This is a genomic window from Actinoplanes sp. NPDC049265, assembly GCF_043197135.1.
GTDB lineage: Bacteria > Actinomycetota > Actinomycetes > Mycobacteriales > Micromonosporaceae > Actinoplanes.
Genome location: NZ_JBICSP010000022.1, coordinates 43,062 through 69,347 on the forward strand (window position 1 = coordinate 43,062; position 26,286 = coordinate 69,347).

A 26,286-nucleotide genomic window follows, 5' to 3' on the forward strand; every position below is an offset into this window, starting at 1 on the left:
AGACGATCCATGCGTGCTGATCCTCGTTTCATACTCGTTCGTCTTCCTGGCGATACTCTGACCCCCATGGATGTCCTGAGCGACGTGATCACGGTCATGCGAGCCGGCCGGCCGCGTTCCGCACGGCTGGCGTGGCCGGTCCCGTGGGCGCAGGAGTTCGCATCCGTACCCGGCTCGGCCGGTTTCCAGATAGTCCTGCAGGGACCGTGCTGGCTGATCGCACCGGACGCCGAGCCCGTGCCGCTGGCCGCCGGGGACATCGTCTTCCGGCCCCACGGGCGCGGGCACACCCTGGCCGACAGCCCGGCGACGGCACCCACCGGCCCCGCCTGCGACCCCAACGATCCGCGGGCCCTCGAGCGGGTCGCCACCGGCACCGGCGGCGCGCCGGCCGGCGTCACCACGGTCACCCTGTGCGGCGCGTACGAACTGGATCCGGCCCGCACCCACCCGCTCGTCGACGACCTGCCCGAGCTCATCCACCTGCCCGCGCACCTGGGGCGGCACCCGGAGTTGCGGGCCACCGTGGACCTGCTCGCCACCGAGCTGGAGCGCCCCCGCCTCGGCACCGACGCGATCATTCCGGCCCTGCTCGACACCCTGATCCTGCACATCCTGCGTACCTGGCTGGACGAGCACTCGGCGAGCGGAACCGCGACCACCGGCTGGGCCCGGGCTCTGAACGATCCGGCCACCGCGGCCGCCCTCCGGGCCATCCACAGCGACCCGTCCCGGCCGTGGACCGTCGCGACGCTCGCCGCCGAAGCGGGGTTGTCCCGGGCCCCGTTCGCCCGCCGGTTCACCGCGCTGCTGGGCCGGCCGCCGCTGACCTATCTGACCTGGTGGCGGATGACCACCGCGGCCCGGCTCCTGCGCCAGTCGGACGCGCCGCTCGGCGTCATCGCGGCGCAGGCCGGCTACACGTCCGAGTTCGCGTTCGCCGGCGCGTTCAAACGCCGGTTCGGGATCGCGCCGGGCCGGTACCGCAAGGGCGGAGCCGAAATCTGAGGCGTGTTGCACGACCCGGCCGGGGCTGGGTCATGAGACACGCCTCAGGGGATGCGGGCCACGGCGGTGTGTACGGCCGCGTCGGCCAGGCCGGGACGGTCGTCGTCGCCCGGGTCGGGGCGCCAGTCGGGGGCGGCGACGATGCCCGGGTCGAGCAGGTCGAGGCCGTCGAAGAAGCGGGCGAACTCGGCCCGGGTACGCGGGGCCGCGGGCTCGCCGCTGCGGGCGAACGCCGCGCGCAGGGCGTCGGCCTTCTCTGGCGGGAGGGCGTCCAGGGTGCCGTTGGACATGACCAGGTAGCTGCCCGGCGGCATGGCCTCGACGTAGCGGCGGACGATGCCGTACGGGTTCATGTCGTCGGTGATGAAGTGCATGATCGCGACCAGGAGCAGGGCCACGGGGCGGGAGCGGTCGAGCGTACCCCACAGCTCCTGGCCGTTGAGGATCTTGTCGGGGTCGCGCAGGTCGGCGTCCACATAGGCCGTCGCGCCGGCCTCGGAGCCGGTCAGCAGGGCGCGGGCGTAGGCCAGGACCATCGGATCGTTGTCCACATAGACCACTCGCGACTCGGGCGCGATGTCCTGCGCCACCTCGTGGACGTTGGGGGAGGTGGGCAGGCCGGCGCCGATGTCGAGGAACTGGCGGATGCCGGCCTCGCGGGCGAGCGTGCTGACGGCCCGGCGGAGGAACTTGCGGTTTTCCATTGCGGCGACCCGCGCGGCCGGGAAGGCCCTGGTCAGCATCTCGGCGTTGGCCCGGTCGGCCTCGAAGTTGTCCTTGCCGCCGAGCAGGTAGTCGTACCGTCGGGCCGGATGCATCCGGCTGGTGTCGATCCCAGGTGGCACATCGCTGTCGCTCATGACCGGTAGATCCTACCCGCGCGACAGTCCACGGTGGACCCCGAGAAGTCTGACCTGCGGAAACTGACGGATCAAGGACCGATTTCGATCGACGGTGATGGTTGTCCCGGTCCGCGCCTTCGTGATAGCCGCCCTGGGTCGGCTCCGCGACGTCCGTTCCCGCGACGCGATAGCCGGCTTCGTGACCCATCCGCTGACCCGGAGCTATGCGACGACCGGCAACCCCGCCGCCTGGCCAACCCCACCGCAACCCCGCATCCAGCCACACCATCAGGTGTTCAGAGGGCGGCGGGCGACCAGCAGGACGTGGGTGACCGGCCACTCCAGCGGCTCGCCGGAAGGCGTGGCCAGGGCGGCCACCGGCGCGATGCGGTTGTCGATGATCCAGTCGTTGCGGTACGCGTGGCTGACCGGGTCGATCTCGAAGCCGGCGTCGGTGAGCAGCTGCTTCCAGTCGGCGAACTCCAGTCCGCAGAACTGTTCCCGGGTCTCGGACTCCCAGTTGTCGGTGTAGTCCTTGCGAGTCAGGAAGTCCATGGCGTCGGCCAGCCGGAGAACAACTGTGCCGGGACCGTCGGTCGAGAAGTCGAACGTGAACTTGTAGTCGGCGGCGAATCGGTCGAAGACCGGCCGGGTGGCGGCGTCCAGGCGCAACGCGACCGGACGGTCTTTGTTGTCGGGCCCGCACACGTCGCTGTTGATCCAGACGCCACCGGGTGCCGTGTGGTCGTAGATGGCCTGGACGAACGCGCGGATCGACGCTTCCTGCGAACCGTACGACCAGATCTCGTGGGTGAGGGCGAAGGTCAGCGTGGTGTCGATCGACCGGGGCGGGAAGACCGCGCCGCCGAGCACGTTGCGGCGGTAGAAGTAGACGTTCTCGTTCTCGAAGACCCCCTGCGACTTCTTGTGTACGCACTCGTCGTAGAGGTGCCGGGCCACCTCGACGCCGATCAGGTCGCTCTCGCGCAGTGCCGGTTCGCGGTCGGCCATCTCCAGGATCGCCCCGGCGCCGCAGCCGATGTCGACGATGCGGCCGGGCCGGACGTGCTCCTTGACCAGCTTCCACTTGCGCTCGGCGGCGTCGGCGAAGGCCTCGGCGTACGTCCGGTAGTCGCGGGTGGTGGTCAGCCCGCCCTCGTCGCCGACGACCGGGTCGTTCACGACGGTGCGTACGGTCTCGTCGAGGCGGTAGCGCTCGTACACGTCGATCGTGGCCGGGTGGGCCAGCTCGCGCCACGAGGAATCCCCGGCGGCGAGGCGGAGCAGCACATCCCAGGGGCGTGCGGGCGACGGGTCGTAGGCGGCCTCGACCAGGTCGATCGAGAAGCCCAGCGACGCGTACAACTCAGCCACCGCGGGCGTCGAGCAGGCCACGACCGTGTTGTCCGGTGTCAGCACCAGGCCGGTCGCGACGGTGATGTTCTTCAGCGTGATCGAGGCGAACCGCGTGGTGGGCGCGGTGTCGAAGATGGGTACGACGACCGACCGCAGCCCGGTCCGCACGCTGAACCGTTCGATCGCGGCCTCCCGCCGGTGGTACGGCACCGGGTTACGCCGGGTGTTGGCGTGGTTGGCCGAGGTGACGGCCCACACCACTGTCTCGCCCAGCTTGGTCAGGTGCTCCGCCTGGAAGCGGGTCAGCAGGTGGTGCCGGCCGGGGAAGAGAATCATGGGTCAATCATCGAGCAGCGAGTGCCGCCGGCCGTACCGGAAGTGGACGGCGAGTCCCGGGACGAACCAGGCGGCGGTGGTAAAGATTGAACATGAAACGACGCAGACTGCTCTTCAGCGCCGGAGCCGGTGTGCTCGGCGTGACCGTCCTGTCCGCGTGCTCGACGGAAGCGGAGACACCGGCGGCGCCCGGGCCCCCAGCGACGTCGGCGAGCGCGGAAAAGCCCGGCTGGCAGCGGGTCAACCTGAACTTCGTGTCGGCGTACCTGCTGGTCCGGGGGAGTGAGGTGGCGGTCGTCGACCTGGGCACGGCGGGCTCCGAGGGCGCGATCGAGCAGGGCCTGAAGGCCACCGGCTCCGGGTGGGACCAGGTCCGGCACGTGATCCTCACCCACAAGCACCCCGACCACGCCGGTGGGCTGGGCGGGGTGCAACCGCACGTCAAGGCCACCTGGTACGCGGGCCAGGCCGACGTGGCCGGCATCCAGTCGGCGACCGCACTCACGCCGGTCAAGGACGGTGACGAGGTCTTCGGGCTGCGGATCATCGGTACGCCCGGCCACACCGCCGGGCATGTGTCGGTCTTCGACCCGGGCACCGGCGTCCTGGTCGCCGGCGACGCCCTGCGTACCACCGACGGCCTGGCCGGCAGCGACCCGCAGTACACCGCCGACCAGGCCCAGGCCGCGGCCTCGGTGAAGAAGCTGGCCGGCCTGGACGTCAAGCAGATCCTCCCGGGCCACGGCGACCCTCTGACCGCCGGGGCCGCCGACGCCCTCCGGAAACTCGCCGCATCCGTCCAGTAGCTGACAGTACGCAGCATTTCGGTGGCGTCAGCCGTTCCCCTGACACGAGCAGCCGAACACCGGGGGGAACATCATGCGAAACATCAATCACCGCACCGCCGTACGGGCCGCGGCCGGCGTCGCCGGATTCGCCGTGCTCGCGGCGGCCGCGACGCTGGGCGCCCGGGTCGTCCTGGCCGACGACGCCGCGCCGCCGCCGGTCGCCGGGTCGCCGGTGGCCTTCAACGCGGGACTCGGCAGCGCGCCGGCGCCGGAGAAGGCCGGCGAGGCGAAACACAAGAAGGGGGCCCGGCCGGTCGTCGTCACCGCGCCGGGCGGCCAGGCGCCCGTTCCGAAGCCGGCCGCCGGGCCGGTCACGACGACGGCCACGAGGATCCCGTCGTCCATCCCACCCCGGGCCTTCCTGCAGGCCTCAGACGCGCCCGGCGCCGGCAGCACGCCGGAGCGCCGGGACAGCGGCGAGCTGCCGGACTTCTGCGGGCTCAACTACCAGCAGACCGGCCGGCTCGGCATCCGCGCCACCCAGTTCATGTACCTGACCGAGAAGAACCCACCGGAGAACTCCACCCCGGCGGGCACGGCCATCGAGGACATCATGGTGTTCCGCGGGGACGGCGCCGACCGCTTCATGGACCGGCTGCGCGAGGCCGTGCGGGCCTGCCCGACCGAGACCCGTGGCAGCGTGACCGTGACCAACGTGCTGCGCGGCGGCGTCGGCGCCGGTGACGAGTCGGTCCTGATCGACCGCAACCAGCCGGCCTTCGGCGGCGACGGCGAGCCGACCGGGGACGGAAGCCTGCATCACCGCTACTTCTCGGCCGTCCGGGTCGGCGACGCGGTCGCGTTCGTGGTTACCTCCGGCTGGGAGAACCTTTCGGCCGACCGCGGCGACGCGGTGCACCTGGGCCGCCGGTCCGGCTACCGGCTGGACGCCTGGCGCTGAGACCGGGTGTTACCTATGTTCGAGGAGTGAGCGACGAAGCGGTCGCGGACGTCTGCGGCGATGTGCGGCTGGCCCCGGTGTTGCACCGGTTGGTGCGGCACACTTCCCGGCTGGCCGGGTCGGCCGCGAGCAGCGTGTCGCTGATCGACTCCGCCGCCGGCCGGTACGTGAAGGCCGCCGAGTACGGGCTGTTCTGCCGGCTCGGCGACACGTTTCCCCTGGACGAGGGGGCCACCGGCCGGGCGTTCGGCACCCGCCGGCCGGTGGTGATCCCCGAGTACGGCCGGCTGCGGGCCGGGCACCTGGCCGGCACCGACCCGGCCCGGCGCGGCCCGGCCGTCGCGGTGCCGATCTGGTGGCGCGGGAACGTGATAGCGGTCAGCGTGACCTTCGCGCCGCGGAGCGGGATGTTCAGCGCGCGCGTCGTGGACGATCTGGAGGCGTTGACCCAGGCCGCGGCGGTCGCCATCGTCCGGGCCGACCTCCGATACCTTCCGGCCGTCTCGCCCTTCACCGGCCGCGAGGGCGAGGTGCTGGGGCTGCTGCGCAACGGGCTGACGTACAAGGAGATCGCGACCCGGCTGGGGTTGTCGCCGAAGACGGTGGAGAAGCACGTCGGCGCGGTCATGCGGAAGACCGAGACCTCCAACCGTACGGCCGCGGTGGTGAAAGCCCTCGAACAGGGCTGGCTCGGCATGGGGGATACACCCCATACCGCGATCGGATGACGGTGGCTTGACTGGGCGCATGCCCGTCGTGCCCCTGAAGGAGCTCCTCGACCGTGCCCTCGCCGAGCGGTACGGGGTGGCCGCCTTCAACGTCGTCAACGACCTGAGCATCGAGGCGGTGCTGGCCGCCGCGGTCGAGGAACGCGCTCCGGTGATCCTGCAGACCTCGGTCAAGACGGTCCGGCAGTACGGCCGGGAGCAGCTGCACGACATCTTCGGAGCGCTGATGCGCGGCGTCGACGTGCCGGTCACGCTGCACCTCGACCACTGCCCGGACCGCGCGGTCATCTCCGGCTGCCTGGCCGGCGGGTGGAACTCGGTGCTGTTCGACGCGCACGAACTGGACGTCGCCGAGAACCGGCGGCAGACCACCGAGGTGGTGGCCGAGGCCCGGCGTACCGGTGCGCACGTCGAGGGTGAGATCGAGGGCATCCAGGGTGTCGAGGACGGCATCGGCTCGGACGACGCCGCGCCGATCCAGTCGCTCGAGGTGGCCGTCGACTTCATCACCAGCACCGGTGTCGATTGCTTCGCGCCGGCCATCGGCAACGCCCACGGTCAGTACAAGCAGGCCCCGAAGCTTGACGCGCAGCGGGTCAGCGACCTGGTCGCGGCCACCGGCGTGCCGATGGCCCTGCACGGCGGCACCGGGCTGTCCGACGAGCAGTTCACCGACCTCATCGCCCGGGGCTGCGCCAAGGTCAACATCTCGACCGCCCTGAAGGAGAGCTTCATGCGGTCCGGCCTCTCGTTCCTGAAAGAGGCGGAAAACCAGCAGAAGTGGGATCCACCTTCGCTGTTCCGGCACCAGAAAAAGGCCGTGACCGAGATGGCGAAGCAGCACATCCGGCTCTTCGGGGGATCGGGGAAGGCGTGGTGACCGCGCTCGTCTTCGACTGCGACGGCGTGCTGGCCGACACCGAGCGGTACGGCCACTTGCCGGCCTTCAACGCCACGTTCGAGCAGTTCGGCCTGCCGGTGCGGTGGAGCGAGGAGGAGTACGGCGAGAAGCTCAAGATCGGCGGCGGCAAGGAGCGCATGGCCACCCTGCTCGACGACAGCGTGGACGACCGTACCCAACTGCTCTTGACCTGGCACAAAGCCAAAACCGCGACGTTCAGACGACTCGTGGCCGAAGGCCGAGTCCCGCCGCGGCCCGGCGTCGCCCGGATCATCGGCGCCGCGCGTGACGCCGGCTGGACCGTCGCCGTCGCCTCCACCTCGGCCGAGGAGTCGGTGCGGGCGGTCCTGCACACCGCGATCGGCGACAACGACCTCCCGGTCTTCGCCGGTGACGTGGTGCCGGCCAAGAAGCCCGACCCGGCCATCTACGAGCTGGCGGTCGAACGGCTCGGCCTCGACCGGGACGACACCCTGGTCGTCGAGGACTCCCGCAACGGGCTGCTGGCCGCCACCGGCGCCGGGCTGCGCTGCCTGATCACGGTCAACGACTACACCCGGGGCGAGGACTTCACCGAGGCCGCCCTGGTCGTCTCCGAACTGGGCGAGCCCGGCCGGACGCCGATCGAGGTGCTGGCCAACCGGGGCGCGGCCACCCCGGGTGACTACCTGACGCTCGACGACCTGCGCGTGCTGCTGGAGGAACCACGATGAGTGTGTCGCGTACCGAATGGGTGGTCCGGACCATCGCCGAGACCGCCATCGAGAATGAGAAGTACTTCGGCGACCTGGACTCGGTGGTCGGCGACGGCGACTTCGGGTACTCGCTCGCCCGCGGCTTCGAGAAGCTGCTGGACGGCTGGGACGACCTCGATCGCAGCGACGCGGGGACGTTCCTGAAACGCACCGGGATGGTCATCGCGTCGCGCATCGGCGGCACGTCCGGGCCGATCTGGGGCACCGCGTTCATGCGCGCGGGGGCCGCCGGTGGCGACGCGGTCACGATGCTGCGGGCGGCGATCGAGGGCATCAAGGCACGTGGTCAGTCCGATGTGGGGGACAAGACGCTGCTGGACGCGCTGGTGCCGATGACCGATCGCCTGCATGCGGTTCTGGACGAAGGCGCGACCGAGGAGGAGGCCGTACGGGCGGCGGCCGTGGCGGCGCGGGAGGCGGCCGACGCGACCCGGGACATGGTCGCCAAGCGGGGTCGCGCGTCGTACACCGGCGAGCGGAGCAGGGGATCGGTCGACGCCGGCGCCACGGCGGTCGCGGTCCTGGCCGAACGGATCAGCGAGACCTGGAAGCAAGGAGCGCCGTCGTGAAGAAATTCGTCAACGATCCGAAGAGTTTCGTGCCCGAGATGCTGGAGGGCATCGCCCTCGCCAACCCGGACACCCTGAAGTACGTTCCCGCCTACAACCTGATCATGCGGGCCGGCGCCCCGTACGCCGGCAAGGTGTCGATCGTGCAGGGTTCCGGCTCCGGCCACGAACCGGCCCACGTGATGGCCGTCGGCCAGGGAATGCTGGACGCGGCCTGTCCCGGTGACGTGTTCGCCGCCCCGCCGATGGACTACGTGTACGAGACGGCCAAGCTGCTCGCCTCCGACCAGGGTGTCCTGCTGCTGGTCAACAACTACACCGGCGACCGGATGGCCTTCGACATGGGCCAGGAGATGGCCGAGGCGGACGGCGTACGCTGCGCGATCCTGACCGTCAACGACGACGTGGCGGTGCAGGACTCGACGTACACCGTCGGCCGTCGCGGGGTGGCCGGCAACTTCTTCGTCATCAAGGCCGTGGGTGCCGCCTCCGAGCAGGGCGCCGACCTGGACGAGCTGCTGCGGATCGGCAACAAGGTCAACGACGTGACGCGCACGATGGGCGTGGCGCTGACCGCGTGCACCCCGCCGGCCAAGGGCTCGCCGCTGTTCGAGCTGGGCGCCGACGAGATGGAGTTCGGGGTGGGCATCCACGGCGAGCCCGGCCGCGAACGCCGCAAGCTGGCCGCGGCCGATCAGATCGTCGACGACCTGCTGGCCGCGGTGGTGCCGGACCTGCCGTACACCTCGGGCGACCGGGTCGCGCTGATGATCAACGGCTTGGGGGGTACGCCGATCAGCGAGCTGTACATTCTGTACCGCCACGCCCACCGGCGCCTGGCCGAGCAGGGCATCACGGTCGGCCGTAGCTACGTCAACGAATACTGCACGTCGCTCGACATGGCCGGCGCCTCGCTCACCCTGGTCCGCCTGGACGACGAGATCGAGACTCTGCTGGCGGCGCCGGCCGAGGCCGCCATCCGGATCTTCTGAATCACGCGGGTCCGCGGCCGGCGATGTCCGGTTTTCTGATCACGTGGGTACGCGACCGGCGATCTCCGGTGCGAACAGCGCCGCCGGCGGGTCCACCATCTGGGTCACCCGCAGGAAGGCGTTGGCCAGCACCGGGTCGCCGGTCGCGGCCGCCCGCAGCCGGAGCAGGTAGGCGTCGCGCCGAGGGTCCAGCGTCGACCGGTCGCCGGCCGTTTCCGGGAAACGCAGGTCGTCGGCCGAGGCCGTGGTCCACGGACCGTCCAGGATCGCGGCCGTCTCGGCGAAGAACCGGGCGGCCAGGTCGTCGGCGCCGTCCTTGAGTAGCCGGGCCAGTGCGCTCGCCGCCAGCGCGGCCACGGTCATGCCCGGCCCGTGTACCGGGTTGAACACGCACATCGCGTCGCCGGTGACCAGGAACCCGGCCGGGAACCGGCCGAGCCGGTCGTAGCGGAGCCGGACGCCGGCCGGGAACCGCGTCCGCACCGGCTCGCCGAGAGCGGGTGAGGTCCGCATGACCTCGGCCAGGTCGGGGGAGTCGAGCTCCTCGGCCCACGCGACCAGGCCGGCGTCGTCGTCCGGCGGGGTCGCCCCGAACCAGCCGTGCAGGGCGGCGATCCAGGTGTCGTTCTCCTGGGCGAGGAGGAAGCCGCCCCGGTGCAGGCCCGGGTAGGCCGGGACGGAGGTGCCGTACCGGCCGCCGAGCTGGCCCGGGAGGCGGCGGTAGTGGCGCGTCACGGCCGTGACCCGGGTCTCGATCCGCTCCTCCTCGACCTCCGGGTACCCCAGCTGGGCCAGCCAGTACCGGGCCCGCGAGCTTCGGCCGGAGGCGTCCACCACCAGGTCGACGTCGTTGACGGTGACCTGGTCGCCGCCGGCCGCGATGGCCACCACACCGGTCACACGGTCGCCCTCCGGCGTGGTGATCAGGTCGGACACCGCGTGGCCGGGCCGGATCCGCACGTTCGGCAGCGCCGCCACCCGCCGGCGGATCGCGAACTCGAGCAGTGGCCGGCCGGCGGCCAGCCCGATCAGCCCGGACGGCCCGGTGGCCAGCGGCCGGCCGTCCATCCACCACCGGAACTCGGTCCGCACGTCGAAGGTCGGCGCGCCCAGGCCGATCAGTTCCGGGCTGAGCCCCTCGAACAGCTCGTCCAGCTCCCACCGGCCGCGCACGGTCAGCCAGTGCGCGTCGCCGCCGTGCGGGAGGCCGCGCCGTGGCCGTGGCCGCTCCGGCAGCGTGTCCCGGTCGAGCACCACGACCTCGCCGAACGACTCGTGCAGGGCCCGCGCGGCGAGCAGCCCCGCCAGCGAGGCGCCGATCACCACGGCCCGCCCGTTCCTCGATGTCCGCACGCGAACGCACCTTCCCCCTCCGTCGGGTCCTTTCGCGCCGCCGAACGTAACGCCGCGACATCACCGCAAACCAGAGAAAGGGGATGATCCGACAGGACAGTGTGTGCGTTGACTGTCGCGATGAACCCGCGTCCGCCGGCTGCGTTGGGGGAGAGGCTGGCCCTACCATCGGGAGTAGGGGCTGCCCGGATGGCGTACGCGGCCGCGCCCGGGATGCGCGCCACGCCGTTCCTCACCGCCTGCTCACAGCCGGGACACCCCGCCGATGCCGGGCCACCCGGACTGGAAGACCTCTGACCGCTCGCGGACGATCAGGACGACGGCGGGTCGGCCGGGTCGCGGCGGGTCACCTCGGCCAGTCGGGCCGCGAGACGCTCCATCCGGGCCGACGTCTCGTGGCCGGCGTGCTCACTCTCGGGCGGCGCGACGTCGCGGAGGAACTCCCGCATGCCGTTGCGTACCGCGGCCTTGATCACCAGGTACAGGATCCCCAGCGCGACCAGAGTGATGACGATGTTCAGGAAGATGTAATTCTTGTCCACGGCCGAGCACTCTACGGCCTGGATCAGGCGTTGAGCCCGTCGGTGAGCGGCTTCACGAGGCCTGGGGAAGCTTCTTGACCTTGGCCGCCGGCGGCGCCGGAGCGGGCCGGGCCGTCCCGTTGTCGGTGATCTCGACGAGCCAGTTGCCGGCCTCGGCGGGCATGGTGAGCTCCAGCTGGCTGACCTGGCCCTCACTGGCGAGGGCCTCCTTGTTGGGCAGCGCCTGCGTGCTGACGGTGGTGGTGTCCAGCGTTCCGCGGGAACGTAGTGGACTCCCGCCCGGGGATGGGAGGCGGGAGTCCACCGTGCGCGGTCAGGCCGGTACGTTCCATTTCTGGTTGGCGCCGCCCGTGCACGTCCAGATCTGCAGCTTCGTCCCGTCGGTGGCGTTGTTGCCGATCACGTCCAGGCACTTGCCCGAGCCGGCGTTCACCAGGTCCCGGCCGGCGTTGGCGGTCCAGCGCTGATTGGCGCCGCCGAAGCAGTCCCAGAGCTGCACCTGCGCGCCGTCGGCGGTGCCGTTGTCCTTGACGTCCAGGCACTTGCCCAGGGCGCGGACCGTGCCGTCGGTACCCACGGTCCAGGTCTGGTTCGGGCCCGAGGTGCAGGACCAGATCTGCGGCGGGTTGCCGTTCGCGGTCGAGCCGCCGGTCACGTCCAGGCACTTGCCGCCGAGCCCGCTGATCGCCCCGGTGCGGCCGGCCGGCGGCGGGGTCGTGCCACCGTCGCCGGGCCAGGTGAAGGTGGCCATGGCGCCGCCCGGCAGGTTGTAGCCGAACGACTGGCCGCCGTACGAGACCTGGAAGTTCTGAGGGCCGCCGGTGTTGACGGCGACCAGCGCGATGCTGCCGTCGGGGTTCTTGAAGGCGACGTTCTCGATGCCGCCCTCGCCGTAGGAGGTGGAGTCGATCCGCACGGCGCCCGGCTTGACGAACTTGCTCAGGTGACCGAGCACGTAGTACTCGGCGTTGTAGGTGACGTTGTTGCCGTTGGTGGTGACCACACCGGTGCAGTTGCCGCAGCTGCCGATGACCGGGCCGTGATTGTTGTCCAGGGCCAGGTTCCAGGTCGTGACCGTACGCGCCCAGTTGCGCGTGGTGCCGATGGCGAGGTTGCGGCCCTGCCAGCGCAGCGAGTCGGCGAACGTGTTGCCCGACTCGGTGCCCGAGCACTCGGTGAAGAAGATGTCCTTGCCGGGCTGGGCGTTACGCACTGTCGACTGGCCGCTCGGGTTGCCGCCGTAACAGTGCCAGGCCGACCCGGCCACGTTGGCGCTCGCCTGGCTGTTGACGGTCTGCGGATACGTCGTGTCGTCCCAGTTGTGGTCGTACCCGAGAATCTTGGTGGTGAGACCGGCCGCGCGGAGCTTGGGCCCAAGGTTGTTGATGATCGACACCTGCTGGGACGCGGGCATGAGCATGCCCGGGTAGCCCGGCGGGGAGAAGTTCGGCTCGTTCTGCACGCTGAGGTACGCGATGGGTACGCCCGCCGCCTGGTACGCCTGCACCGACTTGACCAGGTAGTCGGCGTACACCGCGACCCGGTCGTCGGCCAGGGAACCGCCGACCAGGTTGTTGTTCGTCTTCATCCAGGCCGGCGCGCTCCACGGCGTGGCCATCACCGACAGTTGCGGGTTGAGGCTCCGGGCCTGCTGGACCAGAGGCAGGATGTACGCCTGGTCGTGCGCGACGGAGAACCGTGAGAGCGACGGGTCGGCCGCGCCGTCGTCGTAGGTGTAGAACGAGCGGCTGAAGTCGGTGGCGCCGAGCGGCTGGCGCAGCCAGCTCAGGCCGATGCCACCGGACGGGCTGAACAGCGCGTTCATGATGTTGGTGCGCTGCGGAGAGTTGAACACGTTCCACGCCGCGGCGTCGGTGAACGAGGCGCCGAAGCCGACCATCGACTGGTACGTGGTGCCGGGGTTGACGGTGATCACCGGTCCGCTGCCGCCGGAGCCGAAGTTCACCGCCGCCTTCTGGGTGAGCAGGTTGGCTCGGTCGGGGGTGGTGAGCCAGACGTTCGCGGATGTCGCGGCCTCGGCACTCGCCGGGACCGCCACGACAGCGGCGGCCGAGATGACGACGGCCGCCAGGATGCGTTTCACGATGGCACCTCCGTTGGGGATGAAACAGCTTGTAACAAATGTGTTACGTGATGCCTGGGAACATGAGACATCCGCCCTGCTCTATTCGTCAAGAGTCTTAATTAACAACGTGGAGTATGGTGATCCGATGAAACGGATCGATGTAACAGATGGCTAGGCCGTCGGTCCGGGAGATTGCCGCCGAGACGGGCGTTTCCATCGCGACGGTGTCCCGGGTGATGAACGACCACCCGAACGTCGCCGACCACACCCGCGCGCTCGTCCGCCGCGCCTACGAACGCCGGGGCGCCCCGCTGCCTCGTCCCGCCGCGCCGGTGCTGGTCCGCTGTCCGTACGTGCTGACCGACTACTTCGGCGCGATCGTCTCGTCGATCGCCGAACGGCTCGACAACTGCCTGCTCGACGCCGGTGAGCTGGCCCAGGACCGCTCGGTGCTGCCCGGCCTGCCCTCCCGCCGCGACGTCGCCGGGGCCCTGCTGATCCTCCCGCCCGAGTCCGGCGACGAGCTGATCGCGTTACGTCGCACCGGTTTCCCGTTCGTCGTGGTCGACCCGCGCACCTCCCCGACGCCCGACATCGCCGCCGTGTCGGCCGCCCACACGGCCGGCGCCCGCCGCCTCACCTCGCACCTGGTCGAGTTGGGCCACCGCCGGATCGGCGTGATCGGCGGCCCCGACGAGTGGCTGGCCGGTTCGGCCCGCCGCGACGGCCACACCGCCGCCCTGGCCCGGGCCGGCATGATCGCCGACCCGGAGCTGCTGTGCAGCGCCCACGCCACCACCGAGGACGGCTACCGCTCGGCGCTGCGCCTGTTGTCGTCGCCGGACCGCCCGACCGCGATGATCGGCTTCAACGACAAGGTCGCGGTCGGCATCCTGGAGGCCGCCTGGAGTCTCGGCCTGACCGTGCCCGGCGACCTGTCCGTGGCCGGCTTCGACGACATCGACCTGAGCCGCGCCGTCCGCCCCGCCCTGACCACCGTGCGTCAGCCCCTCTCGGAACTGGGCCGGATAGCCGTCGACATCCTGATGCGCCTGATCGCCGGCCACGAGGTCCACGCCCTGCACGTCGAACTCGCCGTCGAACTCGTCATCCGCGACTCGACCGCTCCGCCCCGCGCGCACACATAGGACGGTTTCCACTACGCTGCCGCGGTGCTTTTCCGCCGTACCGTCGCCCTGCTCGCGTCCTTGACCTTGCCTCTCGCCGCGTGCAGCGCGCCGGCCGCGGCCCCGCGCCCGGCCCCCAGCCCCAGCCGCCCCGCGTTCGACGGCAAGGCCTCGATCGCCGCGTCGTTGAGCGGCATCGACGCGGGGGTCTACAGCTTTGTGTTGACCACGAGGTCGGGGGCGGTGAACGGCATCCTCGACGCGCCTGGCCGGAGCCTGGAGACCACGTCGAGGCGGCAGATCGGCGACCTCGACCTCGAGGTCACGTCACGCATGCTGATCATCGGCGACCAGCAATACCTGAAGGTGGCCGCGCGCGGCGCCGACTGGGACGAGCTGCTGGAGAACATCGCCAAGCACCGGGGCGAGAAGTTGCCGGAGGATGTACGCGAGACGTCCGAGCTGCTCGGCGGCGAGAACTGGGTCTCGGTCCCGAAGAAGCCGGGCGTGCCCGACCTCACCAGGCCGGACGCCCTCGGGCTGAAGGCACTGCTGAGCCACGTCGAGACAACCCGGGGCAGCTCCGAGGCCGGCAACAACCGGATCGCCGGCACGCTCGACGTCAGCCGCCTGGACAAGTCGCCCGACCTGCTCGGCTCGATGGCGAAGCTGAGCCTGCCGGCCAAGGCCCTGGCCGGGAAGCCGGCCCCCTACGCCGCTTACCTCACTCACGGCCGGCTCACCATGCTCGACCTCACCATGCCGGGCGGGGCCGGCCACTGGCTCATCGAGGTGAACGACTACGGCACGGCCCGCCCGGCCCCGGCGCCCCTGGCGTCCCAGGTGAAGAAGCTGTCACCCGACTATCTGGAGCCGCTCACCGAGGGCAGCCCCGTGCGCGTCTGAACCGTTAGTGCCAAGGCGTGCTTCATGAACCGGCCAGGGCCGCGGCCCTGGCCGGGTCAAGAAGCACACCTCAGACGCGGCCGCCGGAAGGGTCGCCGGCCAGGCGCTGAGCCACGTAGATCGGGACGATCGACAGGATCACCAGGACCGTGGCGACCACGTTCACCACCGGCGCCTGGTTGGGGCGGAACAGGTTGTCGAGGATCCAGATCGGCAGCGTCGTGGTGCCGGGGCCGGCGGTGAAGCGGGTGACGATGATCTCGTCGAAGCTCAGGGCGAAGGCCAGCAGGCCGCCGGCCAGCAACGCCGTGCGCATGGACGGGAACGTCACCCGCCAGAACGTGGTGAAGCTGTCGGCGCCCAGGTCCATCGACGCCTCCTCCAGGTCGCCGCCCATCCGGCGCAGGCGGGCGATCACGTTGTTGAAGACGACAACGATGCAGAACGTGGCGTGGGCGATGACCAGAGTCCACAGCGACAGGGGCACGCCCAGCACGGTGCGGAAGGCGTTGTTCAGGGCGATGCCGGTGACGATGCCGGGCAGGGCGATCGGCAGGATCACCAGCAGGGACACCGCGTCGCGGCCGAAGAACCGGTAGCGCTGCAGGGACATCGCGGCCAGGGTGCCGAGGGTCAGCGCCAGCACGGTGGCCAGCAGGCCGACGACGATCGAGGTACGCAGCGCGTCCAGCGCCCCGGCACTGTGGGCGGCCCGGCGCCACCACTCGAGGGTGAAGCCGGACGGCGGCCAGCCGAACGCGCGGTCGGCGTTGACCGAGTTGACCAGCACGACGATCAGCGGGACGTAGAGGACGGCGAGCACCACGCCGGTGACGACGCGCAGACCAGCGCGCAGGCCGCGGGTGAGAAACATCAGAGGTGCTCCAAGGCGCCGGCCCGGCGGGACAGAAACAGATAGACGATCATGACGGCCACGGGTACGAGGCCGACGGCGGCCGCCAAGGGCTGGTTGTTGGCCGCGCCGATGTTGTCGTAGACGAGGTTGCCGAGGAACTGCTTGGTGCCGCCGACGATCTCCACGGCCACGTAGTCGCCCAGCGTCAGCGAGAACGTGAAGATGGAACCGGCGACCACGGCCGGGAACACCATCGGAAGGACCACCGTCCGCAGCACGCGCCCAGGCCGGGCCCCCAGATCGCTCGCGGCCTCCAGGTACGAGAGCGGGAGCCGGTCCAGGCCCGCGAAGATCGGCAGCACCATGTACGGGAACCACAGGTAGGCCAGCGTGCACACGGTCGCCGTCAGCCCGTACCCCGGGGAGAGCCCAAGCCAGTCGATCAGCCCTCCACCGCCGAACATGCTCCGCCACGCGTACGCCTTGACCAGGTACGACGCCCACAGCGGGAGCAGGATCGCGGCCACCAGCAGCGGACGCCGGCGCGGTGCCGCCACCTTGGCCATGAAGAACGCCACCGGCAGGGCGAGCACCGCGTCGATCAGGGTGACCAGCACGGCCACCCCGATCGTGCGCAGCGTGACCGTCCGGTAGACCGGGTCGGTGAGGACGACCCGGATGTTGTCGAGGGTCCAGGACCGCGCGATCTGACCGGTGAAGGCGTCGGTGGTCCACAGGGCGGTGATCAGCAGCGCCGCCAGCGCACCGATGTAGGCCAGCCCGAGCCACAGCAGCGGCGCCGTCAGCAGCAGAGCCAGGCGGGTCCGGGGTGATCGGGTGAGCCACGCGGAGAGGCGACGGCGCATGCGCCTCAGCCCTTGATCTCGGTCCAGGCGCGGGTCCAGGCGGCGTAGTCGGTGCACTTGACGTCGGTGCGGCCGTCGAGACACTGCGGGACCGGGGTGTTCCAGTACCAGATCTTCTCGGCGTACGCCGCATCGCCGGCGTGGTAGGTCTCGCAGAACGACTTGTCGACGGTCAGCGCGCACGCCTTCTGATTGGCCGGGGCCTCGCCGAAGTACTCGGCGACCTGGGCGTTGGCCTGCGGTCCGACGATCCAGTCGAGCCACTGGTAGGCGCAGTTCGGATGCTTGCTCCGGGCCGCCACCATCCAGGTGTCGGACCAGCCGGTCGAGCCCTCGTCGGGCAGGATCGCCTTGACCGGCGCCTTCTCGCCGGCCGCGGTGTTGACGATGACCTGCCAGGTGGTGCCGATGACCGAGTTGCCGCTGGAAAACGACTGCACCTCCTTGAGGTAGTCGGACCAGTACTCGCTGACGTTCGGCTTCTGGGCCTCGAGCAGGTCGACGGCCGCCCGGAGCTGCTTGTCGTCGAGCGCGTACGGGTTCTTGATGCCCAGTTCCGGCTTGGTGTTCTTGAGGAACAGGGCGGCGTCGGCGATGTAGATCGGCGAGTCGTACGCGGTGACCTTGCCCTTGTACCGGCCGGCGTCGGTGAAGACCGCCGACCACGAGGTGGGGGCCGGGTTGACCACGTCGGTGCGGTACATCAGCAGGTTGGCGCCCCAGCCGTGCGGGATGCCGTACATCCGGCCGTTGACCGAGTTCCACGGGCGGTCCTTGAGGAAACCGGTGACGTCGGCGTAGTTCTGGACCAGGCCGGTGTTGACCGGGGCGACGTCGCCGGCCGCGATCAGTCGCAGCGACGCGTCACCGGAGGCCGACACGACGTCGTAGTCGCCGGTCTTCATCAGGGTCACGGCCTCGTCCGAGGTGCCGAACGTCTTGACCGTGGCCTGGCAGCCGGTCTGCTTCTCGAACGGCGTGACCCAGTCGGTCTTCGGGTCGTTGGAGCCGTCCTCGGCGTACCCGGGCCAGGCCAGGATCGAGACGGACCCCTCGCCCGCGCCGAGCTTGTCCAGCATCGGGACGTCGGGGGCGGTGAAGCCCTGTCGCCCGGACGGCGTTGCGGACGGGGATTCGGAGGTGGTGCCGCACGCGGCCAGCATCGCGATGGCCGCCAGCGTCAGAATCTTGCGCATGGCTCACTCCAGGGGGACGGCGTCTTCGCCTCGGATGGTGACGTGTACGCGGTCGCCGCGCTGCCGCACGGTGCCCGCGTTGGGTTCGCTGGCGGTGATCCGGGTTTCCCCGAGCTCGATGAGGTATTTCGTCGTCGCGCCGAGGTAGACGACCTCGGCGATGGTCGCGTCGCCGTCCGGGGCCAGGTGGATCCGTTCGGGCCGGACCATGAACTTGCCCTCGCGGCCCAGCAACGTCTTCGCCGCGGCCGCGTCGAGCACCGTTGACGTGCCCACGAAGCCGGCCACGAACTCGGTCTGCGGCTGCTCGTAGATGCCGGCCGGCGTACCGATCTGGGCGATCCGGCCGTGGTCGAACACCGCGATCCGGTCGCTCATGGTCAGCGCTTCCTCCTGGTCGTGGGTGACGAAGACGAAGGTGATGCCGGCGTCGCGCTGCAACTGCTTGAGCTCGACCTGCATCTGCTGCCGGAGCTTGAGGTCGAGCGCACCCAGCGGCTCGTCCAGCAGCAGCACCCGCGGCTGGACGACCAGCGCGCGGGCCAGGGCGACCCGCTGCCGCTGCCCGCCGGAGAGCTGGGCCGGCCGCCGGTCGGCGAAGGCGGCCATCCGCACCGACTCCAGGGCCTCGGTGGCCCGGGTGCGTCGTTCGGCGCGGCTCTTTCCGCGTACGGCCAGCCCGTACTCGACGTTCTGCCGGACCGTGAGGTGTGGGAAGAGGGCGTAGTCCTGGAACACGGTGGTGACGTCCCGCTGGAACGGGGCCGATCGGGTGACGTCGGCGCCGGCCAGCTCGACCGTGCCGGCGGTGGGCTGCTCGAACCCGGCGATCATCCGCAGCACGGTGGTCTTGCCCGACCCGGACGGGCCCAGCATCGCGAAGAACTCGCCGTCGCCGATGGTCAGGTCGATGCCGTCGACGGCGACGACCGGCCCGAAGGACTTGCGCAGACCGGCGAGTCTGATCGCGGGAACAGTGTCCACGAGCGAAACATATGGCTTCCTGGCCGAACTGTCACTGGTCGGCATCCGGGACTTCGGCGACTTCTACCGGGCCATCGCCGGCGCGGCGGCGTACGCGGCCGAACGCGCCGCCGGTGACGACATCGGCGACTGGCCTCGTCCGCTACGGGGCCAGGGGAAGGCCGTCCGAGGTGAAGGCGCGGCCGTCGTCGGTGACCACGGCCGACTCGTAGCCGTCGGCGCGGAGCCCGGCCAGCCAGCGGACGCCGGGTTCGCCCATGGCCAGGGCGGCGGTGGCATAGGCGTCGGCCAAGGCCAGGTCGGGGCCGGTCACGGTGACCGAGCGGAGACCGGTCGCGGGGGTGCCGGTGCGCGGGTTCCAGACGTGGGCGCCGCGCTCGTAGACGCCGGAGGTCGCCACCGCGCCGTCGGTCAGGGACAGGACCCAGCAGAGCTTGCCGGCCTCCCACGGGTGGCGGACACCGACCCGCCACGGGCCGCCGACCGCCCGGATGTCGCCGCCCGCGTTGATGAAGTGGCGTTTCGAGCCGGCCGCGACCAGGCGCCGGGACGCCACCTCGACCGACCAGCCCTTGACGTAGCCGGACGGGTCGAGCGGGCCGGCGGCGTACGCGTCGAAGTAGCCGCCGGTGAACTTCCACAGCTCGGCGCAGGCGTCCAGGACGTGGCGCATGTCGCCGGACAGCTCCGAGAAGGCCAGCGAACGGCGCTGGAAACGGTTGACCTCGCTGTCCGCCTTGTAGGTGGAGAACCGCGCGTCGACCTCGTGCAACCACGAAAGCACGCCGGGCAGAAGGTCGGGCCGGTCCAGTTCGATGCTGACGGCCGTACCCATGACCTGCTCGACGTGGCGCACGGAGAGTGAGCCTACTTCGCGGCCTTGTCCAATGCGGCCTGCAAGCCCTTGAGGTACGCCTCACTGGTGAGCGTGGCGCCGGACACCGCGTCCACCTCGGCACTCTGCGCCTTCAGCGTGGCCGCCTTGAGGGCCTGGATGGCCGGCGGGTTGATCGTGCCGCTGTCGTTGGCGGTCGGGTAACCGGCCTCCACCGAGGCGATCTTGCCGCCGGTGACCTTCAGCGACAGCGAGATCGTGCCGTACACGTACTTGGCGTCGGCCTTGTAGGTCCCGTTCTTGAACTTGCCCTCATCGGCGGGAGGAGTGTCCGACTTGTCGGACGAGGAGGCGGGGGGCTTCGTGGACGGCTTCGCCGCGGCGCCGGCTGCCCCGTTGGAGGCGGGCTGCTCGTTGGCGGCGGGCGCGGCCGGGGGAGGTGCGGCGGCCGGGGCTTCAGGCGCGGAGACGCTCAGCCGGACCCCCACGATGAGGGCGGCGCCGGTCAAGGTGCCAACGGCGGCTGCGGTGCTACGTCGCATCAGAAAACTCCAGAATCAGAACTCGAAGGGGTCGAGGTGCATCTGGCTGTCCGGCACCTCGAGCTCGTGCAACGTCGCCACGGCCGCACCGACCAGCCCGGGTGGGCCGCACAGGTAGACGTCGCGGCGGTTCACGTCGGGCACGAGGCCGAGCAGCCCGTTCGGGGTGAACAGGCGGCGCGGGCCGGGGTCGTTGCGGGAGCCGACGATGTAGCGGACCCACGCGTCGCGGCGCTCGGCCAGGTCCTCCAGCTCGGCCCGGAACACCAGTTCCTCGGGGCGGCTGGCCCGGTAGATGACGATGGTGTCGGCCGGCATGTCCTCCAGCAGGGCCCGGATCGGCGCGATGCCGCTGCCGCCGGCGATGAGAAGGGCCCGGCGACGGGTACGCCGTTCGGCCGTGAACGTGCCGAACGGTCCCTCGGCCCAGACCGGCGTACCCGGCTGCATCTCGGCCAGCTTGGCGGTGTGCCCGCCGACCGCGGTGACGGTCAGCCGCAGCCACTGCGGGTTGGGCGCGGCTGACAGCGAGAACGGGTGCGACTGCCACCAGCCGTTGCCGGTCAGGAACCGCCAGCGCATGAACTGGCCGGCCTGGGCGGGCAGCTTGTCGAGGCGGTTGCCGTCTATATAGAGCGAGAACGTGTTCTGGCCCTCGGCCACCACCTCGGCCACCTCGAACCGGTGCCGCACGTTGAGCCACACCGGCTCGACCAGGCGGCCCCAGACCAGGGCGGCGATGACCAGCGCGGCCAGACCCGGCCAGAAGATCTTGGCGTACGGGCCGCCGAGGTTGGCGCCGGTGGCGACCTGATGGCCGTAGCCGAGCAGCAGCACCGCGTACCCGGCCAGGTGGATGAGGTGCCACAGCTCGTACGGCATCCGGGTCCGCAGCGCCCGGATCGAGATCAGGCTGATGAACACCAGGATGCCGGTGGCGATCAGCGCGCTCATCATGTCGGGAAGCGAGGTGATGATCGTGATGCCCTGCTCGACGACCGGGGTCTCCGCCGTCAGCGCGTACCCGTAGATGATGAAGACCGCGTGGGCCAGGACCGTGACCACCAGTGACGTGCCCAGCCACCGGTGCCATTTCAGCAGGTCACGCGAGCCGACCCACTCCTCCAGCCAGGACACCCGGCTCATCATCAGCAGCTGGATGAACAGCACGTACCCGGCGATCAGGCCGAGGATCCGGCCCACCGCGAGCATCAGGGTCGGCAGGTCGTTGACCGTGCCGGCCTCGGTCTCGAACAGCCACAGCGACACGCTGGTGCCCAGGCCGGCGAAGAACAGCAGCACCGTGAGCAGGCGGTTCCCGCTGGTCGCCTCGGCCGGCGGACGGTCGTCGACCGGCGGCAGCGACTGGGCCTGCCAGCCGCTGGGGTCGGTGTGCGACTCGAGGACGATGTCGGAGCGCTGGTAGGCCTCGTCGTTCCACCACTCCAGCTGCTCCTGGGGCCGGCGCTGGTCCTCGAAGGTCCGGAACTGCTGGTCAGCGGTGTCGCCGTAGGCCCGCGCCATTCGTCCTCACCCTCAGAATCGGTCTCGGGAGCCGTCCACCCCCCGGTGTCCGGCCGTCTGCAGGTGGTACGCAGCGCCGCTCGGGATGGCTCAAACATCCGGGCAGAAAGTTCCCTGGGGTAGCGTCGCGTCGTGCTCAAGGTGGTGGGGATCGGTGCAGGTGGATGGTCAGATCTTTCGGGTACGGCCACAGCCGCGCTGCGGTCCGCGACGGTGGTCCTCGGGAATCGCCGCCAGCTGGACCTGCTCCCACCGGACCTGACCGCCGAGCGGGTGCCGTGGCCGTCGCCGCTGGTCCCGGCCCTGCCCGGGCTGCTCGCGTCCTTCGCCGGCCGCGAGGTGGCCGTCCTGGCCAGCGGTGACCCGATGTTCCACGGCATCGGCGCCACGCTCGTCCGGCTGGGTGTGGAGTTCGAGGTCGTCCCGCATCCGTCGTCGGTGTCCCTGGCGGCGGCGCGAATGGGGTGGCCGCTGGCTGACGTGGACGTGGTCAGCCTGGTCAACCGGCCGGTCACCTCGTTGCGTCTCAATCCCGGCCGGCGCCTGTTGATCCTGTCGGCGGGCGCGCACACCCCCGGTGAGGTGTCCGACCTGCTGGCCGGCCGGGGCTTCGGTGACTCCGGCGTGACGGTCCTGTCGGACCTGGGATCACCGGACGAGCGCATCGGGGGAGAGCCGTCGGCCCTGAACATCGTGGCCGTTTCCTGCGGCTCCGGGCCGGCCACACCGGTGGTGCCGGGGTTGCCCGACAATTCGTACCAATCGGATGGTCAGCTCACCAAGCGTGAGGTCCGCGCGGTCACCCTGGCCGTCCTCGGGCCGGTGCCCGGCGAGCTGCTGTGGGACGTCGGCGCCGGTTCCGGCAGCATCGCCATCGAGTGGATGCGCGCCCACCCGGCCTGCCGCGCGATCGCCGTCGAGGCCGACCCCGCGCGGGCCGCGACGATCGAGACCAACGCGGCGCGGCTCGGGGTTCCCGGTCTGGCGGTCGTGACGGGTACGGCTCCGGCCGCGCTCGCCGATCTCCCCGCCCCCGACGTGGTCTTCATCGGCGGCGGCGTCACCCGCGACGGGCTGGTCGAGGCCGCCCTGGCCGCCCTGCCCAGCGGCGGCCGGTTGGTCGCCAACGCGGTCACCCTGGAGTCCGAGGCGGTGCTGACCGCGTGGCACGGCAAGCTCGGCGGCGAGCTGACCCGGGTCGCGGTGCAACGCTCCAAACCGGTCGGTGGCTTCACCGGCTGGCACACGATGATGCCGGTGACCATCCTGTCGGTGGTCAAGCCGTGACGATCCATTTCATCGGGGCCGGGCCCGGAGCCGAAGACCTGATCACCGTACGCGGCCAGCGGCTGCTCGCCGGCTCGCCGGTCTGCCTGTACGCCGGCAGCCTGGTGCCGCCCGGTCTGCTCGAACACTGCCCGCCCGGCGTGAAACTGGTCGACACCTGGCCGCTCGACCTCGACCAGATCATCGCCGAGATGGTCGCCGCGCATGCCGCCGGCCAGGACGTGGCCCGCCTCTGCTCCGGCGACCCGTCGGTGTTCAGCGCGATCGCCGAGCAGATGCGCCGCCTCGACGCGGCCGGCGTCCCCTACGACGTGGTGCCCGGCGTCCCCGCCTTCGCCGCGGCGGCGGCCGTGCTGGCCCGCGAGTTCACCGTCCCCGAGGTCGCGCAGACGGTGATCCTGACCCGCACGGCCGAGCGGGCCACGGCCATGCCCCCCGGCGAGGACCTGGCCACCCTGTCGGCCAGCCGCGCCACGATGGTCCTGCACCTGGCCGTGCAGCGTATCGACGCCGTGGTGGCCGAGCTGCTGCCGTCCTACGGCCCGGACTGCCCGGTGGCCGTGGTGGCCCGGGCCAGCCGCGACGACGAGGTGATCCTCCGCGGCACCCTGTCCGGGATCGCCGCGCTGGTCCACGCGTCGGGCATCAGACGCACCGCGGTCATCGTGGTCGGCGCCGCGCTCACCGCCGACCAGTTCCCGGACAGCCATCTCTATTCGCCCCGGCGCAGCCGCTCGTGACCCCCGGCGTGGACATCCTGGCCGAGGTGACCGCCAGCGTCCGGGTCGGCCGGCCCGACTCCACCCTGGTCACCGGCGCCGCGGCCTGGGGGTTCCGCTATCCCGCGATGCCGGTCAGCGGCTTCCACGTCGTCCTGCGCGGGTACAACGCCGAGCTGTCCCGGCCCGGCGGTCTCACCCCCGCCGTCGCGGCGCCGATTCCGTCCGCGGGCTGACATCGGCGGCGCCGATACCGGCGGCCGGCTTCAACGCGGCGCCGATAGCATCCGGCGGGTGAGATCTTCATGAGCAGGGTGCTGATTCTCGGCGGTACGACGGAAGGCCGGCTCCTCGCCTCGGCCTGCGCCGGGCGGCCCGGGGTGGTGACGATCAGCTCGCTGGCCGGGCGGACCAGCGATCCGCTGATCCCGGCCGGTGAGCTGCGTATCGGCGGCTTCGGTGGGGTCGCCGGGCTGGTCGCCTATCTGCGCGCAGAACGGATCGACGCCGTGGTCGACGCCACGCACACCTTCGCCCGCCGGATGACCGGGCACGCGGTCGAGGCGTGCGCCGCGGTGGGCGTGCCCCTGCTGATCCTGCGCCGGCCGGGCTGGACCGAACAACCGGGCGACACCTGGCACCGCGTCCCGTCGATCGACGCCGCGGCCGAGCTGCTGCCGGGGCTGGGGGAGCGGATCTTCCTGACCACCGGACGGCAGGAGATCGCGGCGTTCGCGCATCTCGACCGGCTGTGGTTCCTGGCCCGCTCGGTCGAGCCGCCGGAGCCGCCGATGCCGCACCGGCTCGAGGTGCTGCTGGACCGGGGCCCGTTCACCGTCGAGGGGGAACTGTCCCGGCTCGCCGAGCATCGCATCGACGTGCTGGTCACCAAGGACAGCGGCGGCGCGGCGGCCAAGCTGGCGGCGGCGCGGGCCCGGTCCATACCGGTCGTCCTGGTCGACCGCCCGGCACCGCCGCCGGTCCCGACGGTGGCGACGGTGGCCGAGGCGGTCGAGTGGTTGCGTACCGCTATCGACGTGCCCGCCGGGAACGGGACACCAGAATCCCGCCGATGATCACGAACAGCACGCCGCCCAGGAAGATCAGATCGGGGACGACGCCGTCGAGCGGATAACCCGCGATGTCGCTGGCCGCTCCGAAGACGATCGCCGGGCACCCGATGACATACAGCAGCACCGTGATGGCCGTGCGAACCGGATTCATGCAGGTCAGCATGGCCTTCCGGCCGACCATCACTCTTCGTCGCCGGGTCCTAACCTAACGCCGCGATCTTGTCGCCCGCCACCATCAGCCGGTCTTCACCGGCAGGGCGCCGACCCCGCGTTCGCTGAACGATTTCACCCATTCGAGGTCGTCCAGCGCGACCGCCGGCGCCAGCCGCGGGAACCGTTCGAGCAGGGCCCCGATCGCGACCCGGCCCACCACCCGCGCGGCCGCCGCCGACGGCAGCCGGTAGAGCCCGTGACCGAACCCCAGATGCCCGTCATCGCCGCGGGTCAGGTCGAGACGATCCGGGTCCGAGAAGCGTCGCCGATCCCGGTCGGCCGCCGCCAGCCCCACCACGACCGAGCCGCCGGCCGGGATCGCGGTGCCGCCGATGGTCAGGGCCTCGCGGGCCCGCGCCGGCGGCGTCCGGGCGACCGGCCCGTCGTACCGCACAAGCTCCTCGATCGCCCCCGGCAGCAGATCCGGGCGGGCGCGCAGGGCGGCGCGCTGGGCCGCGTGCCGGAACAACGTGACCATGCCGTTCCCGACCACGTTGACGCCGACCGTGTCCGTTCCCAGCCGCCGGGCGAAGTCCCCGATCAGATCCCCGCCACCGGCGGCGGCCAGCTCGTCGAGCAGGGCGTCCACCCGTTCCCGGAGCCCGTCGGTCGCCACGCCGGCCGGAGGCGGCGCCGCCCAGGCGAGCCGCCCGTCAGCTAACGCCGCCCGCGCCTCCGCATACCGAGTGACCAGCCAATACCCTTCCCCGGAGGGTTCGTCGACCCGGTGTACGGCGGCCTCGTCGCGCATCCGGGCGTACTCCGGGTGAGGATCGGCAACAAACCCAGGCGTGTCCACAGCCCGGAGACACTACCCCTTCTGTACATCTCGGACAGTCCCGTCGAACGGAACCGCGGACCACGAATGCGGCCATGCTCTCGCGTTTCCGGGCGCCGGTGAATCGTGGGCGGGCGCGGCGGCCCAGGTCGGGGCCGAACCG

General features: G+C 71.1%; 29 protein-coding genes. 14 read left to right on the forward strand and 15 right to left on the reverse strand.

The genetic code is table 11. The features are described from left to right. Window positions 1-66: 66 nt before the first annotated feature. Entirely contained in the window at window positions 67-1,008 is a 942-nt protein-coding gene (locus ACGFIO_RS36610; RefSeq protein WP_392833923.1) for an AraC family transcriptional regulator, read from the forward strand. A 44-nt stretch (window positions 1,009-1,052) separates the two neighbouring features. Here ACGFIO_RS36610 and ACGFIO_RS36615 read toward each other — a convergent pair whose 3' ends face one another. Together ACGFIO_RS36615 and ACGFIO_RS36620 are read right to left on the reverse strand one after the other, a co-directional pair. Beyond that, window positions 1,053-1,868, reverse strand: a complete 816-nt coding sequence (locus ACGFIO_RS36615) for an SAM-dependent methyltransferase (RefSeq protein ID WP_392833925.1) — start codon at window positions 1,866-1,868, stop codon at window positions 1,053-1,055. 270 nt (window positions 1,869-2,138) lie between these two features. Beyond that, window positions 2,139-3,542 (reverse strand): class I SAM-dependent methyltransferase, encoded by a 1,404-nt coding sequence (locus ACGFIO_RS36620; RefSeq protein WP_392833926.1) that lies wholly within the window; start codon window positions 3,540-3,542, stop codon window positions 2,139-2,141. Window positions 3,543-3,634: 92 nt separating this feature from the next. Between ACGFIO_RS36620 and ACGFIO_RS36625 the strand changes: the two genes are divergently transcribed. The 7 genes from ACGFIO_RS36625 to dhaK all read left to right on the forward strand — a co-directional run bounded on the left by ACGFIO_RS36625 (window position 3,635) and on the right by dhaK (window position 9,236). Then, a complete protein-coding gene (locus tag ACGFIO_RS36625) occupies window positions 3,635-4,348 on the forward strand; it encodes an MBL fold metallo-hydrolase (protein WP_392833928.1) in 714 nt (237 codons plus the stop codon). Between the two features lie 73 nt (window positions 4,349-4,421). Continuing rightward, a complete protein-coding gene (locus ACGFIO_RS36630) occupies window positions 4,422-5,291 on the forward strand; it encodes a hypothetical protein (protein ID WP_392833930.1) in 870 nt (289 codons plus the stop codon). A 26-nt stretch (window positions 5,292-5,317) separates the two neighbouring features. After that, entirely contained in the window at window positions 5,318-6,019 is a 702-nt protein-coding gene (locus ACGFIO_RS36635; RefSeq protein ID WP_392833932.1) for a LuxR C-terminal-related transcriptional regulator, read from the forward strand. A 19-nt stretch (window positions 6,020-6,038) separates the two neighbouring features. Then, a complete protein-coding gene (locus tag ACGFIO_RS36640; protein ID WP_392833934.1) occupies window positions 6,039-6,899 on the forward strand; it encodes a class II fructose-bisphosphate aldolase in 861 nt (286 codons plus the stop codon). Then, window positions 6,896-7,633, forward strand: coding sequence for an HAD-IA family hydrolase (locus tag ACGFIO_RS36645; protein WP_392833936.1), 738 nt, complete (start codon window positions 6,896-6,898; stop codon window positions 7,631-7,633). Before ACGFIO_RS36640 ends, ACGFIO_RS36645 begins: the two co-directional genes overlap by 4 nt. Beyond that, window positions 7,630-8,244 (forward strand): dihydroxyacetone kinase subunit DhaL, encoded by a 615-nt coding sequence (dhaL, locus tag ACGFIO_RS36650; protein WP_392833937.1) that lies wholly within the window; start codon window positions 7,630-7,632, stop codon window positions 8,242-8,244. The genes ACGFIO_RS36645 and dhaL overlap by 4 nt, the downstream gene beginning before the upstream one ends. Next, the gene (dhaK, locus tag ACGFIO_RS36655; protein ID WP_392833939.1) at window positions 8,241-9,236 is read left to right on the forward strand and encodes a dihydroxyacetone kinase subunit DhaK; all 996 of its coding nucleotides are present in this window, start codon (window positions 8,241-8,243) and stop codon (window positions 9,234-9,236) included. The genes dhaL and dhaK overlap by 4 nt, the downstream gene beginning before the upstream one ends. A 39-nt stretch (window positions 9,237-9,275) precedes the next feature. Here dhaK and ACGFIO_RS36660 read toward each other — a convergent pair whose 3' ends face one another. The 4 genes from ACGFIO_RS36660 to ACGFIO_RS36675 all read right to left on the reverse strand — a co-directional run bounded on the left by ACGFIO_RS36660 (window position 9,276) and on the right by ACGFIO_RS36675 (window position 13,235). Next, entirely contained in the window at window positions 9,276-10,589 is a 1,314-nt protein-coding gene (locus ACGFIO_RS36660; protein ID WP_392833940.1) for a squalene monooxygenase, read from the reverse strand. A gap of 311 nt (window positions 10,590-10,900) precedes the next feature. Further along, window positions 10,901-11,131 carry a hypothetical protein gene (locus ACGFIO_RS36665; RefSeq protein ID WP_392833943.1) on the reverse strand — a complete coding sequence of 77 codons (231 nt, stop codon included), beginning with the start codon at window positions 11,129-11,131 and terminating at the stop codon, window positions 10,901-10,903. 52 nt (window positions 11,132-11,183) lie between these two features. Beyond that, window positions 11,184-11,435, reverse strand: a complete 252-nt coding sequence (locus ACGFIO_RS36670) for a hypothetical protein (RefSeq protein WP_392833945.1) — start codon at window positions 11,433-11,435, stop codon at window positions 11,184-11,186. 9 nt (window positions 11,436-11,444) lie between these two features. Further along, window positions 11,445-13,235 (reverse strand): ricin-type beta-trefoil lectin domain protein, encoded by a 1,791-nt coding sequence (locus ACGFIO_RS36675; protein ID WP_392833947.1) that lies wholly within the window; start codon window positions 13,233-13,235, stop codon window positions 11,445-11,447. Between the two features lie 149 nt (window positions 13,236-13,384). Between ACGFIO_RS36675 and ACGFIO_RS36680 the strand changes: the two genes are divergently transcribed. After that, a complete protein-coding gene (locus ACGFIO_RS36680) occupies window positions 13,385-14,365 on the forward strand; it encodes a LacI family DNA-binding transcriptional regulator (protein ID WP_392833950.1) in 981 nt (326 codons plus the stop codon). Window positions 14,366-14,389: 24 nt separating this feature from the next. Next, entirely contained in the window at window positions 14,390-15,250 is an 861-nt protein-coding gene (locus ACGFIO_RS36685; RefSeq protein ID WP_392833951.1) for a hypothetical protein, read from the forward strand. A 70-nt stretch (window positions 15,251-15,320) separates the two neighbouring features. On the opposite strand, the gene ACGFIO_RS36690 is transcribed toward ACGFIO_RS36685, so the two are convergent. From ACGFIO_RS36690 to ACGFIO_RS36720, 7 genes are all read right to left on the reverse strand, one after another. Continuing rightward, the gene (locus tag ACGFIO_RS36690) at window positions 15,321-16,124 is read right to left on the reverse strand and encodes an ABC transporter permease (RefSeq protein ID WP_392833953.1); all 804 of its coding nucleotides are present in this window, start codon (window positions 16,122-16,124) and stop codon (window positions 15,321-15,323) included. Then, a complete protein-coding gene (locus ACGFIO_RS36695; protein ID WP_392833956.1) occupies window positions 16,124-16,972 on the reverse strand; it encodes an ABC transporter permease in 849 nt (282 codons plus the stop codon). The genes ACGFIO_RS36690 and ACGFIO_RS36695 overlap by 1 nt, the downstream gene beginning before the upstream one ends. A 5-nt stretch (window positions 16,973-16,977) precedes the next feature. Beyond that, a complete protein-coding gene (locus ACGFIO_RS36700) occupies window positions 16,978-18,168 on the reverse strand; it encodes an ABC transporter substrate-binding protein (RefSeq protein ID WP_392833958.1) in 1,191 nt (396 codons plus the stop codon). A 3-nt stretch (window positions 18,169-18,171) separates the two neighbouring features. Continuing rightward, window positions 18,172-19,152 carry an ABC transporter ATP-binding protein gene (locus ACGFIO_RS36705; protein ID WP_392833960.1) on the reverse strand — a complete coding sequence of 327 codons (981 nt, stop codon included), beginning with the start codon at window positions 19,150-19,152 and terminating at the stop codon, window positions 18,172-18,174. Window positions 19,153-19,294: 142 nt separating this feature from the next. Further along, window positions 19,295-19,987 carry an FAD:protein FMN transferase gene (locus tag ACGFIO_RS36710; protein ID WP_392834117.1) on the reverse strand — a complete coding sequence of 231 codons (693 nt, stop codon included), beginning with the start codon at window positions 19,985-19,987 and terminating at the stop codon, window positions 19,295-19,297. Window positions 19,988-20,019: 32 nt separating this feature from the next. Further along, window positions 20,020-20,529: an FMN-binding protein gene (locus ACGFIO_RS36715; protein WP_392833961.1), complete on the reverse strand. Its 510-nt coding sequence runs from the start codon at window positions 20,527-20,529 to the stop codon at window positions 20,020-20,022. Window positions 20,530-20,544: 15 nt separating this feature from the next. Continuing rightward, window positions 20,545-22,053, reverse strand: coding sequence for a ferric reductase-like transmembrane domain-containing protein (locus ACGFIO_RS36720; protein WP_392833964.1), 1,509 nt, complete (start codon window positions 22,051-22,053; stop codon window positions 20,545-20,547). Window positions 22,054-22,185: 132 nt separating this feature from the next. Here ACGFIO_RS36720 and cbiE point away from each other — a divergent pair, with 132 nt between their 5' ends. The 4 genes from cbiE (at window position 22,186) to ACGFIO_RS36740 (ending at window position 25,135) form a co-directional block, all read left to right on the forward strand. Then, window positions 22,186-23,340 carry a precorrin-6y C5,15-methyltransferase (decarboxylating) subunit CbiE gene (gene cbiE / locus ACGFIO_RS36725; RefSeq protein WP_392833966.1) on the forward strand — a complete coding sequence of 385 codons (1,155 nt, stop codon included), beginning with the start codon at window positions 22,186-22,188 and terminating at the stop codon, window positions 23,338-23,340. Beyond that, window positions 23,337-24,080, forward strand: a complete 744-nt coding sequence (cobM, locus tag ACGFIO_RS36730; protein ID WP_392833968.1) for a precorrin-4 C(11)-methyltransferase — start codon at window positions 23,337-23,339, stop codon at window positions 24,078-24,080. The genes cbiE and cobM overlap by 4 nt, the downstream gene beginning before the upstream one ends. Beyond that, entirely contained in the window at window positions 24,077-24,295 is a 219-nt protein-coding gene (locus ACGFIO_RS36735; RefSeq protein ID WP_392833970.1) for a hypothetical protein, read from the forward strand. Before cobM ends, ACGFIO_RS36735 begins: the two co-directional genes overlap by 4 nt. A 69-nt stretch (window positions 24,296-24,364) precedes the next feature. Further along, window positions 24,365-25,135, forward strand: coding sequence for a cobalt-precorrin-6A reductase (locus ACGFIO_RS36740; protein WP_392833972.1), 771 nt, complete (start codon window positions 24,365-24,367; stop codon window positions 25,133-25,135). Here ACGFIO_RS36740 and ACGFIO_RS36745 read toward each other — a convergent pair. After that, window positions 25,089-25,283, reverse strand: a complete 195-nt coding sequence (locus tag ACGFIO_RS36745; RefSeq protein WP_392833975.1) for a hypothetical protein — start codon at window positions 25,281-25,283, stop codon at window positions 25,089-25,091. The two genes, ACGFIO_RS36740 and ACGFIO_RS36745, sit on opposite strands and share 47 nt — an antisense overlap. A gap of 84 nt (window positions 25,284-25,367) precedes the next feature. Continuing rightward, the gene (locus ACGFIO_RS36750; protein WP_392833977.1) at window positions 25,368-26,096 is read right to left on the reverse strand and encodes a hypothetical protein; all 729 of its coding nucleotides are present in this window, start codon (window positions 26,094-26,096) and stop codon (window positions 25,368-25,370) included. Between the last annotated feature and the right edge of the window lie 190 nt (window positions 26,097-26,286).

What these genes read in the sequence shown, in the direction of transcription:
- ACGFIO_RS36630 (WP_392833930.1), top strand. Translation starts at nt 4,422, where the DNA reads ATGCGAAACATCAATCACCGCACCGCCGTACGGGCCGCGGCCGGCGTC.
- ACGFIO_RS36640 (WP_392833934.1), top strand. Translation starts at nt 6,039, where the DNA reads ATGCCCGTCGTGCCCCTGAAGGAGCTCCTCGACCGTGCCCTCGCCGAG.
- ACGFIO_RS36700 (WP_392833958.1), bottom strand. Translation starts at nt 18,168, where the DNA reads ATGCGCAAGATTCTGACGCTGGCGGCCATCGCGATGCTGGCCGCGTGC.
- ACGFIO_RS36615 (WP_392833925.1), bottom strand. Translation starts at nt 1,868, where the DNA reads ATGAGCGACAGCGATGTGCCACCTGGGATCGACACCAGCCGGATGCAT.
- ACGFIO_RS36710 (WP_392834117.1), bottom strand. Translation starts at nt 19,987, where the DNA reads ATGGGTACGGCCGTCAGCATCGAACTGGACCGGCCCGACCTTCTGCCC.
- dhaL (WP_392833937.1), top strand. Translation starts at nt 7,630, where the DNA reads ATGAGTGTGTCGCGTACCGAATGGGTGGTCCGGACCATCGCCGAGACC.
- ACGFIO_RS36715 (WP_392833961.1), bottom strand. Translation starts at nt 20,529, where the DNA reads ATGCGACGTAGCACCGCAGCCGCCGTTGGCACCTTGACCGGCGCCGCC.
- ACGFIO_RS36690 (WP_392833953.1), bottom strand. Translation starts at nt 16,124, where the DNA reads ATGTTTCTCACCCGCGGCCTGCGCGCTGGTCTGCGCGTCGTCACCGGC.
- ACGFIO_RS36610 (WP_392833923.1), top strand. Translation starts at nt 67, where the DNA reads ATGGATGTCCTGAGCGACGTGATCACGGTCATGCGAGCCGGCCGGCCG.
- ACGFIO_RS36745 (WP_392833975.1), bottom strand. Translation starts at nt 25,283, where the DNA reads ATGAATCCGGTTCGCACGGCCATCACGGTGCTGCTGTATGTCATCGGG.
- ACGFIO_RS36750 (WP_392833977.1), bottom strand. Translation starts at nt 26,096, where the DNA reads ATGCGCGACGAGGCCGCCGTACACCGGGTCGACGAACCCTCCGGGGAA.
- ACGFIO_RS36740 (WP_392833972.1), top strand. Translation starts at nt 24,365, where the DNA reads ATGAGCAGGGTGCTGATTCTCGGCGGTACGACGGAAGGCCGGCTCCTC.
- ACGFIO_RS36695 (WP_392833956.1), bottom strand. Translation starts at nt 16,972, where the DNA reads ATGCGCCGTCGCCTCTCCGCGTGGCTCACCCGATCACCCCGGACCCGC.
- ACGFIO_RS36680 (WP_392833950.1), top strand. Translation starts at nt 13,385, where the DNA reads ATGGCTAGGCCGTCGGTCCGGGAGATTGCCGCCGAGACGGGCGTTTCC.
- ACGFIO_RS36720 (WP_392833964.1), bottom strand. Translation starts at nt 22,053, where the DNA reads ATGGCGCGGGCCTACGGCGACACCGCTGACCAGCAGTTCCGGACCTTC.
- ACGFIO_RS36620 (WP_392833926.1), bottom strand. Translation starts at nt 3,542, where the DNA reads ATGATTCTCTTCCCCGGCCGGCACCACCTGCTGACCCGCTTCCAGGCG.
- ACGFIO_RS36625 (WP_392833928.1), top strand. Translation starts at nt 3,635, where the DNA reads ATGAAACGACGCAGACTGCTCTTCAGCGCCGGAGCCGGTGTGCTCGGC.